Here is a 16,578-nt window from a genome sequence, read left to right as displayed (position 1 = left end):
GCGATCGCTGTGATGAGATGCGGGGTGAGATGTGATTATAACCCGTGAATTCAGTCACAACTCCTAAGCTGCCATTGCACGGTATTTCAAGGCAACCCCATCCTAAAACCCACCGCACAAAGTCGCTACGCGGGGTATACTCCGCCGCCATGAATTCCCCACAAAATATTCTCGAACACGTCTTCGGCTATACCCACTTCCGCGATCCTCAGGAAACGGTAATCAATACACTAATGGCCGGCGATGACGCCCTGGTACTTATGCCCACCGGAGGCGGCAAATCTCTGTGCTACCAGATTCCTGCCTTGGCCAGGCCCGGCTGCGGCGTGGTGATCTCTCCATTAATCGCCCTGATGCAGGATCAGGTGGAAGCCCTGCAGGAAGCCGGTATTCGAGCCGCCTACCTCAACTCCTCCATCTCCTATGACGAGGCCCAGGCCATTGAGAGCCAGTTGCTCTACGGCGAACTCGACTTGCTCTATTTAGCCCCGGAGCGCCTGCTACAACCCAGAACCTTGGCTCTTCTCCAGAGAGTAGAACTCTCATTGTTTGCCATTGATGAGGCTCACTGTGTCTCCCAATGGGGCCATGACTTCCGCGCTGATTACCTGCAACTCAGCTGTTTACACGAGCAGTTTCCCAGAGTACCGCGCATAGCGCTGACTGCTACGGCGGACAAACGCACCCGCGCGGAGATTGCCCTGCGCCTCGATTTGGAAAGCGCCCGGCACTTTGTGAGCAGTTTCGACCGGCCGAATATCCAATACCGGATCGAGCCCAAGGACAACCAGCGACGGCAGCTCCTGCAATTTCTAAAAAATAGACAGGAAGGCCAAGCAGGCGTCGTGTACTGCTTGTCCCGCGCCAAAGTGGAAAATACTGCCGAATGGCTCAGCCAGCAGGGCTATACCGCCCTGCCTTATCATGCGGGCCTGCCGGCGGAAACCCGCGCAGAACATCAGCGTCGCTTTTTACGCGAGGAAGGGGTAATCGTAGTCGCAACCATTGCTTTCGGTATGGGTATCGACAAGCCGGATGTGCGCTTCGTTGTGCATCTAGACCTGCCCAAAAGCGTCGAGGCCTACTATCAGGAAACCGGGCGAGCGGGACGCGATGGAGAAGCCTCTATAGCATTACTGCTCTATGGCCTGGAAGATGTAGTCAAACTCGGACAAATGGTGGAATCTTCCGAAGGTAGTGAAGAGCACAAACGCCATGAACGCACACGCCTCAATGCCATGCTAGGGCTATGCGAAATGACCAGCTGCAGACGTCAGGCACTATTGCATTATTTTGCTGAAACTCTCGAGCAACCCTGTGGCAACTGTGATATCTGCCTGGAACCACCCGCTACCTGGGATGGCAGCGAAGCCGCTATCAAGTTGATTTCCTGCGTTTACCGCACAGGACAACGCTTTGGTGCCAGTCATGTCATTGACGTACTGCGGGGCTCAGATAATGAAAAGGTTCGCAAGTTCAACCACGACCAGCTCACTACCCACGGTATTGGCAAGGATTTCAGCGGCAGTGAGTGGAAGGCTGTGGTGCGCCAATTGATTGTAAGAGGCTATTTGGAAGTTGAAGGTGAATTCCAGGGGCTCAAACTCACAGAAAACTGCCGCCCATTACTACGCGGAGAGGAAAAACTGCAACTGCGCAAACTCCCCAAGAAAGTCCCTCGCGCGCAAACCCGAAATACGGCAGTTCTGGAAGATCTAGAGCCAGAAGAGGAGCCCCTCTGGCTAGCACTTCGCAGCTGCCGTAAACAACTGGCCGAAGAGCGCGGGGTGCCGCCTTATGTCGTCTTTCACGATGCCACCTTGCGCGGAATGGTTAAAGCACACCCGCAAACCCACAGTGAACTCCTGGCCGTCTCCGGTGTTGGCGATAGCAAATTGGAACGTTTCGGCGATGCTTTTCTCGCCGTACTTAGGGGCTTCCCCAAACATGATTAAGGACCAAAAACTCATTAAATTAGTAAGAAATTAAAGTGGTACAAGAGGTCCATTCTATTTCGGGCTGCAACAACTGATGAATTTTCCTACCTGGGGTTACCTGTGTTACAAAGGCACAAAGAGGTAAAAAATAACGTATAAATCCCCAACGAGAGGAAACCATGAAAGTTATTGGTCACCTGATTAATGGCAAGCCATCTGCCAGCGACGATTCAGCCCAGCACCCTCGCCTACAAGACCTAACCAATCCCTCAACTAATGAAATAATCGGCAAGGTAGCGCTGGCCAGCAAAGCTACCGTTGAAGAGGCTATCTCTGCCGCAGAAGCTGCCTACCCCGCCTGGCGCAACCTACCCACAGCAAAGCGCGTACGCATCATGTACCGCTTGCGCGACCTGCTGGAAGAAAATGCGGAGAAGATCTGCGAGCTGATCACTCTGGAGCACGGCAAAGTACTTAATGATGCCATGGGTGAACTGCAGCGGGGCATCGAGAACATTGAATATGTCTGCTCTGCCCCAGAGATGCTCAAAGGGGAGCATAGTAAGAATGTAGGCCCGGCTATTGACTCCTGGAGTGAATTCCAGCCTCTGGGCGTCTGTGCGGGAATCACCCCATTTAACTTTCCCGCCATGGTGCCTCTATGGATGTGGCCAATGGCGATTGCCTGCGGCAATACCTTTATCTTAAAGCCTTCTGAACGCACCCCCTCTTGCGCCTTATTTATTGCCGAGCTGGGTATCGAAGCTGGCATCCCAGCTGGGGTTTTAAATATCGTCAACGGCGACAAAGAGGCAGTAGATACACTGCTGACAGACAAGCGTATTCAAGCGGTCAGTTTTGTTGGCTCAACCCCTATTGCGGAATATGTCTACACCACGGGGACTGCCCACGGCAAAAGAGTTCAGGCCTTCGGTGGCGCAAAAAATCACGCCATCATAATGCCGGATGCTGACCTGGACAATGCGGTAGCTGCGTTAATGGGCGCAGCCTATGGCTCCTGTGGCGAGCGCTGTATGGCAATTTCCGTAGCCGTCGCAGTAGGCGACGATACAGCCAATACTTTAGTAGCAAAGCTTAAAGAGCAAATTGCCCAACTAAAGATTGGCGATGGCATGAACAACCAAAACGATATGGGACCTTTGGTTACCCAAGCACACCTAAACAAGGTGGAAGGCTTAATCAGTGCCGGTATCGAAGAAGGCGCGGAGCTGGTAGTAGATGGCCGCAATATGAAGGTTCCAGGCTACGAAAGTGGCAATTATCTGGGAGCCTGCCTATTTGATCGTGTTACCGAGGAGATGGCGATACACCACAGTGAAATTTTTGGTCCCGTCCTCTGCGTAATGCGTGTAGATACCATGCAGGAAGCGATGAATATTATTGATGCTCACGAGTACGGTAACGGTACTTGTTTATTTACTCGGGATGGGGAAGCAGCCCGTTACTTTAGTGACAACATTAAAGTAGGCATGGTCGGCATCAATGTGCCTTTACCAGTACCTGTTGCACACCACAGCTTCGGCGGCTGGAAGCGCTCCTTATTTGGAGACCTTCACGCTTATGGACCTGATTCTGTAAGGTTCTATACCAAGCGTAAGACCATCACCCAGCGCTGGCCGGCAAGTGGGGTGAGAGAGGGTGCACAATACAGTTTCCCTAGCAATGGCTAATTATTAAAGTTAAGGGCGGATACCCGCCCTTTAACCGTTTAAGCACTCCTTCCCCACCTAAACAATCAAGCCTCCCTTGATGTATCGGCAATAACATAAGCCCAGCAATCTTAGGAGATAGATATGTTTCAAAGAACCCATAAAAAAACAAAAATAAAAGTATTTTCAGCCTTACCTTTTTTCTTGCTTACGCTCTCTACATCTTCTATAACTCTAGCCCAGAGTGCGACGCTGAAACAGTGCCAAAGCTGGAGCAATAAAATTGAGCACTACCAGGAAAAAAGGAAAAAGGGCGGATCAGGTAAAAAAATGGATGAATGGAAAGGAAAAATTCGAAAATACCGAGACAAATTTAGAAAAAATAAATGCAGCAGGTACGGAAGAAGGTTAGGTTAAAGTCGCTAAACACAACTCAGAATAACCTCAACTTCACCCTCCAAATATTTATAAAACCATTAAAAAAGGGCGCAACGCGCCCCTTTTCAAAGGATAAGAGTGATTACCAGTTGAAATCAAACTTATAGCCTACACCGATTTGGAACACCCAGGGATCAAACTCGTAGTCGCCACCGAATCTGTGCTCCCAAAAGCGACCGAAGTCATCATCATCATCACGGAAGTTGCGATAGAAGGTATCAACTTCAACATCGGTAGTCACATCATAGTAAATAGCCGCCAGATTGATCAGCCAGCTACTATCGTGACCAAAGGTGAAATCAACACCAATTTGCCATGTATAACCCCAGCTATCGCCAAAATTCACACGGCCATCCCAGTCACGGAAAACCAGATTATTGTCATCATCACGATGCCAGAAGCCCCAGTGTCTTAGGCGCTCATCACTAAAGTCGGTATAGTTAATACCGATGCCCATATAAGGTTGCACCAAACAGCTGGGATCCAGTGGATACCAATTCAGATATGCAGCAGTCGTTTGGGGCTTCCAACGAGCAAAATCACCGCGACGACGACGATCAAATAATATATCGTCATCCCAGTCATCATGCCAAAAACGATAAAGCCAGGGGTCACGACTACCACCAGTATGGCGATCGCCTTGCTGGAAACTCAGTGAAACACTCCAGTGATCGGTAGGCTTCCATTCAGCATTAATAAACCAACCCCACTCGCCATCTGGATCAAGATTGGTTCGGAAGGCACCCCAATCACGGAAACGATGATAGTCATCGTCATCATCATCATAAAAATCAAGCCACCGATCAGCAAAGGTTACATTGTCTGAGTTTGGTGACCAGTATGAACCGCCAATCCGTATCTTAAACTCCTGGGTAGGAGGAGGGGGTGGTGGGGCATAGCCAGCAGGTCCTGCCGAAGCGACACTAGAGATTGCTAAGGCGAGGGGCGTCATAACGGGGATCAGAATACGCGTCATCTTCATTTGTGGTAACTCCATTGATATTCAGCAGATCAAACAGCAATCAGCCCAATCAATGGTCAGTCTAGTCGCACGAAATCACAGATGTAGAAAAAACAAACAAATGTTGGCGCTCAAATATAATTCTACGTTTTTATGGCACACAAAATATCTTTTGTCGTTGAAATTTACATATTGGTATTGCTTCCAAAAGAAAACCAACGACACCCATTATTACTGCACTGCAAATTTGGACAACATCCACTGCTTCAAATTCCACAACCTATTTTGAACAGGAGCTGAAATATTCTCACTCAAAGAAAAAGACAAAGACGCCGGAAAGCGTAAGTTATGATATTTCGGGAGAAGTAAAATCCAACTGGACGCACACAGAGGTTAATTAGCCGGTAAAAGGTAAATAAGAAACAACAAACAGATACACAGGGAAATTGTGACTTTACTGGTGAAAGTGATTCAGGCTATTCAATCCAGTGGAACTCCAGCCAACTTTTTGATCTCAAACGCCCCAACCCATAGTGTACTTCTGAGGAAGGAGCGTCACTAAAACCTGCAAGAAATAGCAGGTTAAATTCGCAAAAAAACTCTATAGTTTGCTAGCTAAACTCTGCTGCTACTTACCCTTTCTTGCTGCCACCCTGGCATTCAGGGCTTTGTGGAGCATCACCATCCCACTCATCCGGCGCATAAGTATGAAGAGCAAGGGCGTGGATCGGGCCAGCCATTTCACTCGCAAGCGTCGCATAAACCTTTTGATGACGCTGGACTTTTCGAACGGAATCAAAAACCTCACTCACAAGCACCACGCGAAAGTGCATTTCAGATCCTGCCGGGACATTATGTAAATGACTTTCGCATTGAACCTCAATAAATTGGGGATGGAAATTGGCAGTTAACTTTTCTTCAATTTGCTTTGCAAGACTCATAAACTCTCTTCGCAGTGTTCCAGATAATAATGCAGGGTTTTAGATTCAAAAATTGAGCTTAAACAATCAACCTATGTAATATCTAGCCAGAGCAAACCGCTAAATTACCAACAGATTATCCAGCTGCTTGGCAAGCTCTAATACGCTAATGTCACGTCAAGATTAACTGACAACTTTTGCCTTACTCTTTCGTGCATCAACAATCGCCTCATACGCAACGGTGATACTCTTCATCTGATCTTCAGCGTGACGCATAAACTCCTCTGGAAGCCCCTTGGAAGCGATCTTATCAGGGTGATACTCAGCAGCCTTGCGGCGATAGGCCAGCTTTAAATCCTTATCGCTAGTTTCCTCAGTGCAACCAAGCACTGCGTAATGCTGCTGAAGATCGGAAGCACTGCCTCCCCTCCCATGCCCAAATTGATTTTGCATGGCATCAAAAAGCGATTCATGTAAACCAAGATCCGCGGTAATTTTCCTGAGAATTACCTCTTCAGAAGCATGTAATTCACCATCGGCATACGCCACTGCAAATAGAAGGCGATAAACCATTTCCCGCATCGCCTGATTCTGCACCAACATCCGATACTGTTTGGCGTAATCGTAAATGCTGTACTTATCCGTTTTCGCATTCTCAAAAATCTTGATGGCATGCTTGCGATCCTCAGCGCCCAGACGAAGATTATTCTGAATAAAATCCTCAATCAGCTGAACTTCTGCTTTGGATACTTGGCCATCCGCCTTAGCCATCTTCGCCAGCATGGAAAACAGGGTAACGATAAAAACTTTCTGGGCCCCTTCCCTATTTAGAACCGCTGCGGCATTACCCAGGCGTTTGAGGCCAGAACCAAAGGAGCTACCTATCCAGGCACCCAAGGCCGCACCAATAGGGCCCCCAAACATAAAACCAAATCCGGCACCGATACCCGCCCCTAACCAGGACATATTCTCTCCTCTGAGCGCCGAATAGCGCTCCACTGTCATCTAAATCAAACATTTATATCCGGCCTATCTTACCACGTGTAAGAGAGCGTCAACGGATAGGCGTGACCAGAAGGTCAAATGAGCCTCACATTAAGCCGTCACTTCGATCACTGCCAGGTACATTTAGTTGCCTAACAGTCCCCCGCTATCTGCCACAATGATGTACAGGGCATTCTCATAGGAAATGAGGAACAGCTAAATGAAACTGCGGCAAGAGGTAGACTTATTGCGCCACATAACAATAAGTCTTCTTTTATTACTGGTATTTACAGGATGTGGAAACCGACAGGACACTACCGGTCAGGATAGCCAGTCACAAACTTCCCAGGTTGATAATACTGGCCATCAAGACTGGGAGACGATTGTCGAAGTTCTCCTGCACCCCCGCTGCTTAAACTGTCACCAGCTGGAATTGCCACTTATCAATCAGGGCTCCCCCCATGTACCCCGGGTTGAGCGAGGACCCGAAAATATGGGGATGGGGACAATGCGCTGCAGTAACTGTCACTCTGACCAGAACAATCCCGTGACAGGCGCACCCGGTGCACCCGGTTGGGCCATGGCTCCAATAACCCTTAATTGGTCTCGTATGTCCTCGGCCCAAATCTGTGCGCTGTTAACCACTCCCCAGGACAATGGCGGTCGCTCCCCAGAGCAATTGATGCTGTTTATGAGTGAGAACCCCCTAGCTTTATGGGGATGGAACCCTGGGGGTAAACGAGAACCCGTCAATATCCCCCACGGCAAGCTAGTTGAGGCATTGAAAGGCTGGATAGCCGCGGGAACGCCCTGCCCACCCCAGGCACCTTCTAGTTAACCCCTAAAAGTTAACCCCTGGTAAAGCCAAATAAGAGGGGCGCTAATTGAGCCCCTCAATTCCTGAGAGGGCCTGAGCCAAATCCTCTAACCAGCCATCACTTACCCCTCGCCAAGCAATAAAAATCTCTTCTCTGGGCTCAGTAAAGTTGCCAGCAACATCGATTTTTGCCCCACCGATATCCTCTGCCAGCCCCTCTGGCAATAAGGCAAGAAACTGTCCTGTTTTTACCAGGCCGCACAATACACCGTAATCATTTACCACAACCTGGACCTTACGTACAGGTAGGTTATCCCCCCACCCATCACTGCCAATACCCCTTTCCTCGCCACAGAAAGGAGAGATTCTAGGGGCCGCAAAGGGATACTGCTGGACAACTTCGATTGGCACTTCCGCATTTGCCCACTCCCCAGAAACCAATCGGTGGCCGGGGCCCGCGACAACACACAAGCTTTCTGTACCCAGCTTACGCGTTGCTATCTGGGCGGGGACCTGCCCCAACAGCGCACCGGTAATCATGGCCAAATCCACCTCTCCCCTAACCAACATTCTCAGGGCCAAGGATTCATAGGCGGAAGTTAATGAAAGGCAGGCTTTTGGGTGGACCTCTGCCAGCTTGCTTTGAATAAAAGCAGCCCAAGTCAATTGCAAGACTGCTGGAGCTGCTATCCGACACTCCGAAAACTTTCCTAGCTCACCCAGTTCAAAGTGCACCTGGCGTGCAATGGAAGTGATTTCAGCCGCTTTATCTTGCAGCCGGCGACCAGCATCATTGAGTCGGATTTGCTTACCTACCCGATCGAACACACGAGTATTCAGCGCCGTCTCCAGGCGACGTAAAACCTTACTTAAGGCCCCTGGCGTTGTATCTAAACGGTCTGCCGAGCGCTGCAGGTTTTCTGTCGCGGCAATAACAAGGAATTTTTCAAGATCTTCTATTTCCATATTGGAATCAAAAGCCACCCAAAATGAATCGATTCGTAACTAATGTACGTCTAGAATCGCTTGCTGCCAAGTACGCAGAGGTTTAATAGCAAACCCTGCCGCTAACCCGTAAAGATCAGGAGCTGAATAATTTATGATCACGCTTAATAGGCTCTGGAGTATTACCATCACAGCTGTCTTAGCCATGATCTCCACAATCAGTTATGCAGACGATTCCATTGGCACTCACGGAATGGCGTTATTTTCAGTTAACGGGCAACTTATTGCATCGCATATGCCTCTTCACGGTAAACGCCACGGCCATCAGCTTATTCTTGCTTTGGAATCTAAAAATAAGAAAGAAATGATGAATCTGACCCAGAACACGCCGCTTATCTCTCTCAAGCCTGAAGTTTTCTCTTTAAACCATTTGCGCAACGGTAAGTTAGGCCTCTTTAGCGGCGAAGTATTTAATGGCCACTTTGAGCGAAAAGGCAAAATTCTGCTTAGCTCGATAGAATTCACGGTAACCGACAAGCTATTAGACCTACCCCTTTCCCGTAAAAAGAATGGTCATTACCGCCTGGTGCATCTGGGCGACACGAGTCTACTTATTCATGAAATAGCCTCCCCGCCAAGTTTTGACCAAATCGTCGAAGTTACAGCAAAAGCAACTGTATCCAAATCCATAGATACCGGCAGCAAACTTCCTATATCAGAAAAAAATTGGCCTGAAGCTCTCAAAGAAGCAGGTATTGCTTTTCGTCGACAAGTTTATTTGGAAACACGGGACTTCCAATAAAATGCAAGAGCCAATTCTTATTATCCAGCATGAAGAACATGAAGGGCCTGGATATATTGCAGATTGGGCGAGTCAACGCCAGATTCCGACAATTCTTATCAACCCACAGATCTCAACATTACCCAATACGGGCTTTAGAGGAGTGATTATTTTAGGAGGTATGATGAACGTAAAAGATCACATCTCTCTACCTTGGCTTGCCGATGGAATACACTGGGTAAAAAGTATTATTAATCGGCAAGTCCCCATTGTGGGCATTTGTCTTGGCGCACAAATTCTTGCTCATGCACTGGGTGCCGATATCAAACCAATGAAGCAGGAAGAACTAGGTTGGCACCCAATCCACTGGACAACACTTGAAGCCCTAACCTTAAACAAAGTATTCCAAGCACACAGCTATTTTTTTGACATCCCTAAAAGCGCCAAACACTTGGCCAGTTCTGCGCTCTGCCCGAATCAGGCATTTCTATATGGAGAAAACGTACTCGGTTTACAATTCCACTTGGAGTGGTCACAACAACAGGTCGTACGGCTTTTCCCAGAGCACTTCCAGAAACACGGTTCCAGCGTGAACAATCACAGCGCCAGTCGCAAGGCGCTCTTTAAGCTACTAAACCAGCACTTTATTAAAGAACTGTCAAATAAATGACTCTTAAATAGATTACAGCCTAAATTATATCTGGCGATTTCTTAGAATAAGAAATTTTTCCTATAAACTAGTTAACCCTTCCCACCTGATTGCCACCACAACCAAACCAAGACCAACGTTATTAAAATGGCTAACAACCATATTTAAAAAGTAGGAAAACACTCTCAACCACTAGTAAATACTTCCCTATTTATTTCTAAAAGCACAACCAAAACACCACCTTTTTATTTTTTATGGCTATCATTTTCTAGCCAAAGCACCCTGACTATATCTCTTTCGCAAACTGCTTTGGCACTTTGATATAAGTGTTATTGTTTTTTACAAGGAAGTTACAAATGAAGATTTTCACCCCCAAACTATTGGCCTCTATAGCCGCCGCTGGGATAGCGCTTGGCTCCTCCTCAACGGCATTATCCCAAGCCACAGACTTCGAAATCAGCATGATCACGCTGACCTTTATGGAAACAATTGATATTGCTTTTGTTGACCCTGTCACCATTGCAGACCCCGTAGCCCCGAACCCAGCAGTAGGTGTAGATTTCTTCTGTGTTGCCGGCACTGGATTTAACAACTTTACTATTGAGTTTTTCAACCCATCCACCACTGGCCCAGACTTTAGACTGGAAAGCGCCAATGCAACTGGGCCAATTTTTTACAACGTGTTTTTTAAAAATGATCTGAGCCCTGGCTTTGGAATACCCGTCACACCCAATATGCCCATCCCAGGGAACATGCTACAAGCAAGTGTCTGCGCAAACCCAGGCGTGGATGACAATGCGAAATTTGATATTGAAATTCCCTTTTTTGAATGGGATTTAAGACAGGGAGACGGTCCATTTACTGGCATGCTGCAGTTAACGGTAACTGCAGAATAATTTTCGTTTTTTGCTGTTGGTTGCGCCAGGACTCATTTCTGGTGCAGCCATTGACCATAAGGAAAGATTGGATTAGACCCGCATGAAAAATATTAATAACACCACCTACATTTATCAAAAAACTCAAAAGCACCATTTAAAAACACCCCACTCAAAACTCTCTAAAAGTAACCACCAAAAGCTTTAGATACACATTATTGGCCGAACCCTGTGCTTATTCATCATTAACCGTCAATATAACAGAGACGCCACTGCTCTTACTAAAGGGAATTCTCAATGAGCTTCTATACCCTAAAAAAATCCATGCTAGCAATTTTATTTTTTTTCACAGCCACCTCATCCCCATATTCACTATCACAGGCACAGGGTAGCGGACAAAGTATAATCTCTTTCACAATCAATGAATTCATTACAATAGAAGATGTAGACAATATAAACCTCAACCCAACTCCTGGAGCCCCCGCCCAGGGCACAGATTTATTCTGTGTTGCCGGCGATGGATTCCCAGCCTTCAGTATTATATTTACAGGTTTAGGCACAGGCCCTGGAACACCATTTACCCTGCGAGGTAGGCAAGGAGCAGAACTAAACTACCAAGTATCCTTTCTAAATGCCACCTCGGGAGGCGCTCCAATTGAAGCAACACCTGGCGTACCTATCACCAACAATACGCTCCAAGCAAACAACTGCATGAATAACAATGCGCTTTTCAACGTTTTAGTACCTGCTTCGGAGTGGGAACCTGTGGCAGGCATGGCTCCATTTAGGGGCAGATTATTGATCACTGTGGAATCGGAATAAATCCGATAGTTATTTGGCACAGCGAAGTAGGATATAAACCTAAACAAACGTTTTTCAAGCAGAAAGAAACCAATCTCAAACTCAACCTATAAATTATTCCAAACATGAATACAAAATAATACTGCACCACCCCTGGTGCAGTATCACCTTGAAAAATCACCAAAAAAAACAACGGCCTCTAACGACTAACAATCATCATCCTCACCTTTTAAAACCGCCCCTTTCCAATTCACACGCCAGGATTAGCAGCTATTATTTTTAAACCAAGACCTCCTCACCAAGCTTCTAGGCTTGTCATGTGTTTTGGTTTTCCTCAACAGAAGTGTTGCTGTTTTTTACGCAAGGAAGTATCTGATGAACCTCTTCACCTCCAAGACATTTTTATCGACCGCTTTATTTAGCCTGACGCTCTGTTCAGCGACATCTGCACTATCTCAAACCACAGCCAGTGCGCAAAGCATGATCACACTGTCTTATATGAACGCCATTCAAATAGACAACGTAGATAATGTGCCTATCCAAGCGCCACCTGCAGGATCAGGAGATAATGCGTTTGGCTCGGATACATTTTGTGTTGCTGGAACTGGCGGTTTTAATATGTTCGGCATCAGGTTTGAACAACCTGGTAGTGATCCAAACTTTTTGCTCCAATCCAGCGTTGCCGGTGCAAACCCAATGTCATATGAGGTCGGATTTGTAAATAGCACTCAAGGGCAGAGCCAAATGGTTCAGGCCGGACAAACCGTGTCAGGAAACATCCTCCAAGCAAACAATTGTGCAGATGATAATGCAAGGTTTGATATTACCATCCCTCCCGCCCAGTGGGAGGGTAGAGCAGCTGAGGGCCCATTTATGGGCGCGCTGCTAATTACAGTTATGGCTGAATAAATTTTTCAGCATAAAAATATATGCCTATTGAGCGGCCCTCTACCGTTGGCTAGGATTTAGCGTTCATTAAATCTTAGGCAATCAGTAAGGGCCGCATCATTTTCAAATAGCGGGCAAGAAATTTTTGCTACATAGATTCCGCCCAAAAAATCAGGCATTAAAACCCTTCAAATGGCCTACCGAAAGCTTTCCTCTATTTAATGACTTACCACAAGTAATGACTAGCCAACTATTGCCTTGGCCACCTCGCCTCCCCAATCTAGCCTTAAACCAGGCAATTAATCTGACACGTTTTAACACAATCTTTTTAAGCATTGCGACACTTTAATAAACGAGGGAAAAGTGGCAGGGATTGATCAAGTGGGAAATGCATTTACGGCGGCCGCGGCAAGATCGCCTGGCAGCCCTTTTGTTTTAAAATAGGTAAGACAGAAAGAACTGCTTGAAAAGAAAGTGTTGGTGAGAATTATCGCCACTGGCATCTACCACACCGACGCAATTGCCCGCGATCAAGACTATTTGGTAGCACATCCTACTGTATTGGGGTATGAGTTGGCGGGAATTGTAGAAGCGGTTGAAGACTGGATAATCAAAGTGACTCCGGAGGATCATGCCGTCCTTATTTTTCTTTTATACAGTAGTTGCAGGGAGTGTATTTCTGGTCATCCGGCCTGCTATATAATTTTCTCGATCGGAACTTTTATAGACATCGGACCGGTGGTTGCTATGCGTTTTCCGACCAGCGGGGAAGGACGCCAAACGACCGCTCCCTTGGGCAATCGTCCTTTAGTAAGTACGCCGTAGCCAATGAACAAAATGTGGTTAAAGTACGTAAAAAGGAATTAACATTAAAACCGGCGGTAAGATTTTCCTGGCGCTTGCACCTAAAGGCCCCCAGAAACAGGCAACATCAGCCGAAACTTATCACGCAACTGGAGATCACTACAGCATGGATGAAGCGCCTCAGGTCACAATAAATATCGAACATATCCTCGCATTTGTTGCAGGCTTTGCGGAAGCAATCTGCGTTTTGGGTCTATTTACCAGCTTTACTACCTTTATTACTGGCACAATTGTGCTATCGATTACCGACTTTGCCATCAACAACCCCAATTACATTATTAAACTCTTTATTCTTTCAGCTTTTATTGTACTGCAAATTTTCTGGATCTATCTGATTAAGAGATTAAATTTCCAAAAAAAGAACACAGCAACTATTATGCTCTTTATAGAGAGCGGCCTGATATTTCTCTTCTTTGTTATTGGCAGCTATGCAGGAAGACTTACCTCGCCATACGCCGCAAACACTTTCCTTGTTTCTTTTTTTGCAATTGCCGCTATGTCTCTTCACAGCACTATATTTTTCAGGGTCCTCAACAAGAAGGCACCCACGCACTTTATGACAGGGAACGCCACTAATTTCTTCGCTGCGGCTTTTGAAATACTGGATAACTACCGAACAAAAAGACAGTCGGAGGATACACCCTATCCTCAGGCATTCACCAAAGCCAAATATTATTCCGGGGTGATATTCAGCTTTATCTCCGGTGTCACTCTCGGCACTATCGGCTATCAGTTATGGGGATTTCCCTCTCTGGTATTACCAGTATTGCTGATTTTATTAGCGACGCTATTAAGCAGGGGATATGATAGGTCGCCTAAAGCCAACTCATAAGGTAGTGAGCCAGTGATCTTTTTCCAATAAGATTGAAGAGGCGGTATTGTGGAACTCCATTGCGCACAACCCCCTTTCCGCCCCCTTAAACTGAAGTTAATCCAATACTACTCAGCTGAACAGGTAATTCTATTTTCAAAACAAACACCGCCCCGTGTAGAACAGGTTTCCAGTAGTTTGCCTTTGGCCTCTACCTCAGAAAACCCTTTGGAGTGCATACCGCCAGCCCGCATATCTTTCATATAGCAGGCCCATCTGGGGCGTTCCTTTACTGGATGGAGAACAACATCTGGTTGGGCATTGTTAGATTGACCTTCTACCAGGGCCTGTAGGTCCACAATCAGATCCTGCATGGAGCGAATATCTTTGCGCAACCTGACAACCTCTTTCTTGAGTTTGCGCATTTCATCCGCCTCTTGATTTTCATCCTTCAGGGCATGTACTTCTTTGCGAAGTTTTACCATCTCTCTTTTAATCTCGTGCAGATCTTCAGCGGTGCGATGATTGTCGTGGGCCAGTACAGGAGAGGAAAACAGAGCAAGGGAAATTAAAAGCGGCAAACTACGCATGGTCTTACTTCCAGTAAAATTTCTTATTACAAGCCAAAATCGGGAAGGAATATAGCGCAAAAAACCTTAACTCAAAATGAATCGTATCGAGCACCCATTAATACTACCTACGCAGCTCTTGAGAGAATATGTAGTAAGAAGCCATTTAAAAGTATTCAGGGATCTAGGGAGCCGTATTTTGTTTGCCTATCCATCGAAAATCAAACAGGTAAATAGATATTCCTGACAAATACCTTGCAAATACAGCCATATTCCACTTTAAATTTTATCAAAGAAAAAGGCGAACCGAAGTTCGCCTTGTCAGGAATCGCTTTTGTGGGATAAGTCAGCTGCCGGTTAAACTGCGTACCATGCTGATCATGACTCCCGCAGCAACCGCAGAGCCAATAACCCCAGCCACATTCGGGCCCATAGCGTGCATCAGCAGGAAGTTGTGCGGATTGGATTCGAGCCCCACTTTATTGGATACCCGTGCAGCCATGGGCACGGCAGATACACCGGCAGAACCGATCAGTGGGTTTACCTTGTGCTTACTGAATACATTGAGCAGCTTGGCCATCAATACCCCTGCGGCAGTACCGATCGCAAAGGCCACGATACCCAGGGCGAGGATTCCCAGAGTTTTTGGGTCAAGGAATTTATCTGCGGCCAGTTTCGAGCCGACCGAGAGACCTAGGAAAATCGTGGTGATATTGATCAACGCATTCTGAGCAGTATCCGAAAGGCGAGACACCACACCACACTCACGCATCAGATTACCGAAGCAGAACATACCCAACAGAGGGGCTGCAGCGGGGAGAAACAGGGCAACCAGAATCAACAGCAACAGCGGAAAGGTAATTTTCTCGCGCTTGCTTACATGACGCAGCTGCACCATCTCAATTTTGCGCTCCTGCTCTGTAGTGAGTGCGCGCATAATCGGTGGCTGAATCATGGGCACCAATGCCATATAGGAATAGGCTGCTACCGCAATCGCACCCAGCAAATCAGGGGCCAAAATGCTGGAAACGTAGATTGCTGTGGGGCCATCTGCACCGCCAATAATACCGATAGCCGCGGCATCGGCGATGGAGAAGTCCATAATCCCCGCAACTGAGAGTCCGACAGCACCCAGTACAGTGGCAAAGATACCGAACTGTGCCGCCGCCCCCAGGAACAGGGTACGCGGATTAGCGAGCAGCGGGCCAAAATCGGTCATGGCCCCCACCCCCATAAAAATCACCAACGGCGCGACACCCGAAGCAATAGCCACAGAATAAAAGTTATACAGCATGCCGTTGCTGAAACCGGCATCGCTGGCAAACTCTGCGGCCTGTAGCTGCACCGCAGCCGGGGCAGCACCCAGGGCAGCTTTTAAATCCTCGAGACTGGCAACAGTATCCAACCCCAAGATCTGGGCCATTTGGGCAAGAACTGCTGCATTTCCCTGGGCCAATGCGGTCTCTGCTGCAGAGAGTGCCAGATCTGCTCCGGGAATATTGGCCAGGATACCGCCGAAGCCAATTGGCACCAGCAACAGTGGCTCAAAGTTTTTGCGAATAGCCAGAAACAGCAGCCCCAATCCAACAAAGATCATGACCAGCTGCCCCGGCATCATTTGTGCGATGCCGGAGGACTGCCAAAGCGTGAGTAAATTATCCACTTGCG

The 16,578-nt window shown here is 47.3% G+C and carries 17 protein-coding genes; 11 read left to right on the top strand and 6 right to left on the bottom strand.

Features of this window, described 5'->3' with window-relative positions:
• Positions 1–149: 149 nt before the first annotated feature.
• From recQ to ACJJIC_RS09905, 3 genes are all read left to right on the top strand, one after another.
• A complete protein-coding gene (gene recQ, locus ACJJIC_RS09915) occupies positions 150–1,955 on the top strand; it encodes a DNA helicase RecQ (protein ID WP_445356839.1) in 1,806 nt (601 codons plus the stop codon).
• Positions 1,956–2,116: 161 nt separating this feature from the next.
• The gene (locus tag ACJJIC_RS09910; protein WP_444910075.1) at positions 2,117–3,628 is read left to right on the top strand and encodes a CoA-acylating methylmalonate-semialdehyde dehydrogenase; all 1,512 of its coding nucleotides are present in this window, start codon (positions 2,117–2,119) and stop codon (positions 3,626–3,628) included.
• A gap of 123 nt (positions 3,629–3,751) precedes the next feature.
• Positions 3,752–4,024: a hypothetical protein gene (locus tag ACJJIC_RS09905; protein WP_445356838.1), complete on the top strand. Its 273-nt coding sequence runs from the start codon at positions 3,752–3,754 to the stop codon at positions 4,022–4,024.
• Positions 4,025–4,127: 103 nt separating this feature from the next.
• Here ACJJIC_RS09905 and ACJJIC_RS09900 read toward each other — a convergent pair whose 3' ends face one another.
• The 3 genes from ACJJIC_RS09900 to djlA all read right to left on the bottom strand — a co-directional run bounded on the left by ACJJIC_RS09900 (position 4,128) and on the right by djlA (position 6,892).
• Complete coding sequence (locus ACJJIC_RS09900; RefSeq protein ID WP_444910077.1) at positions 4,128–5,027, bottom strand: OmpW/AlkL family protein; 900 nt, start codon at positions 5,025–5,027, stop codon at positions 4,128–4,130.
• A gap of 611 nt (positions 5,028–5,638) precedes the next feature.
• A complete protein-coding gene (locus ACJJIC_RS09895) occupies positions 5,639–5,947 on the bottom strand; it encodes a BolA family protein (RefSeq protein WP_444910078.1) in 309 nt (102 codons plus the stop codon).
• A gap of 162 nt (positions 5,948–6,109) precedes the next feature.
• Positions 6,110–6,892, bottom strand: coding sequence for a co-chaperone DjlA (djlA, locus tag ACJJIC_RS09890; RefSeq protein WP_252085261.1), 783 nt, complete (start codon positions 6,890–6,892; stop codon positions 6,110–6,112).
• 238 nt (positions 6,893–7,130) lie between these two features.
• Here djlA and ACJJIC_RS09885 point away from each other — a divergent pair, with 238 nt between their 5' ends.
• The gene (locus ACJJIC_RS09885; protein WP_444898639.1) at positions 7,131–7,748 is read left to right on the top strand and encodes a hypothetical protein; all 618 of its coding nucleotides are present in this window, start codon (positions 7,131–7,133) and stop codon (positions 7,746–7,748) included.
• 42 nt (positions 7,749–7,790) lie between these two features.
• Here the strand turns inward: ACJJIC_RS09885 and ACJJIC_RS09880 are convergent, their stop codons facing one another.
• Entirely contained in the window at positions 7,791–8,693 is a 903-nt protein-coding gene (locus ACJJIC_RS09880) for a LysR family transcriptional regulator (protein ID WP_444910079.1), read from the bottom strand.
• 133 nt (positions 8,694–8,826) lie between these two features.
• Here ACJJIC_RS09880 and ACJJIC_RS09875 point away from each other — a divergent pair, with 133 nt between their 5' ends.
• The 7 genes from ACJJIC_RS09875 (at position 8,827) to ACJJIC_RS09845 (ending at position 14,362) form a co-directional block, all read left to right on the top strand.
• Positions 8,827–9,474 (top strand): hypothetical protein, encoded by a 648-nt coding sequence (locus ACJJIC_RS09875; RefSeq protein WP_444885520.1) that lies wholly within the window; start codon positions 8,827–8,829, stop codon positions 9,472–9,474.
• Between the two features lies 1 nt (position 9,475).
• Positions 9,476–10,123 (top strand): type 1 glutamine amidotransferase, encoded by a 648-nt coding sequence (locus tag ACJJIC_RS09870; RefSeq protein WP_445356837.1) that lies wholly within the window; start codon positions 9,476–9,478, stop codon positions 10,121–10,123.
• 335 nt (positions 10,124–10,458) lie between these two features.
• Positions 10,459–10,998 carry a hypothetical protein gene (locus ACJJIC_RS09865; protein WP_445356836.1) on the top strand — a complete coding sequence of 180 codons (540 nt, stop codon included), beginning with the start codon at positions 10,459–10,461 and terminating at the stop codon, positions 10,996–10,998.
• 276 nt (positions 10,999–11,274) lie between these two features.
• Complete coding sequence (locus ACJJIC_RS09860; RefSeq protein WP_445356835.1) at positions 11,275–11,799, top strand: hypothetical protein; 525 nt, start codon at positions 11,275–11,277, stop codon at positions 11,797–11,799.
• Positions 11,800–12,153: 354 nt separating this feature from the next.
• On the top strand, positions 12,154–12,687 hold the full coding sequence (locus ACJJIC_RS09855) for a hypothetical protein (protein WP_444885524.1): 534 nt from the start codon (positions 12,154–12,156) through the stop codon (positions 12,685–12,687).
• Between the two features lie 459 nt (positions 12,688–13,146).
• Positions 13,147–13,491, top strand: coding sequence for an alcohol dehydrogenase catalytic domain-containing protein (locus ACJJIC_RS09850; protein ID WP_445356834.1), 345 nt, complete (start codon positions 13,147–13,149; stop codon positions 13,489–13,491).
• A 145-nt stretch (positions 13,492–13,636) separates the two neighbouring features.
• The gene (locus ACJJIC_RS09845; protein WP_445356833.1) at positions 13,637–14,362 is read left to right on the top strand and encodes a YoaK family protein; all 726 of its coding nucleotides are present in this window, start codon (positions 13,637–13,639) and stop codon (positions 14,360–14,362) included.
• Between the two features lie 107 nt (positions 14,363–14,469).
• On the opposite strand, the gene ACJJIC_RS09840 is transcribed toward ACJJIC_RS09845, so the two are convergent.
• Positions 14,470–14,931 (bottom strand): THO complex subunit 7 family protein, encoded by a 462-nt coding sequence (locus tag ACJJIC_RS09840; protein ID WP_444888514.1) that lies wholly within the window; start codon positions 14,929–14,931, stop codon positions 14,470–14,472.
• A gap of 325 nt (positions 14,932–15,256) precedes the next feature.
• Entirely contained in the window at positions 15,257–16,573 is a 1,317-nt protein-coding gene (locus ACJJIC_RS09835) for a sodium ion-translocating decarboxylase subunit beta (protein WP_444898650.1), read from the bottom strand.
• Between the last annotated feature and the right edge of the window lie 5 nt (positions 16,574–16,578).

The organism is Microbulbifer mixtoriginis (SeqCode) (assembly GCF_052468275.1).
This window is presented reverse-complemented; position numbering and strand designations above follow the sequence as displayed.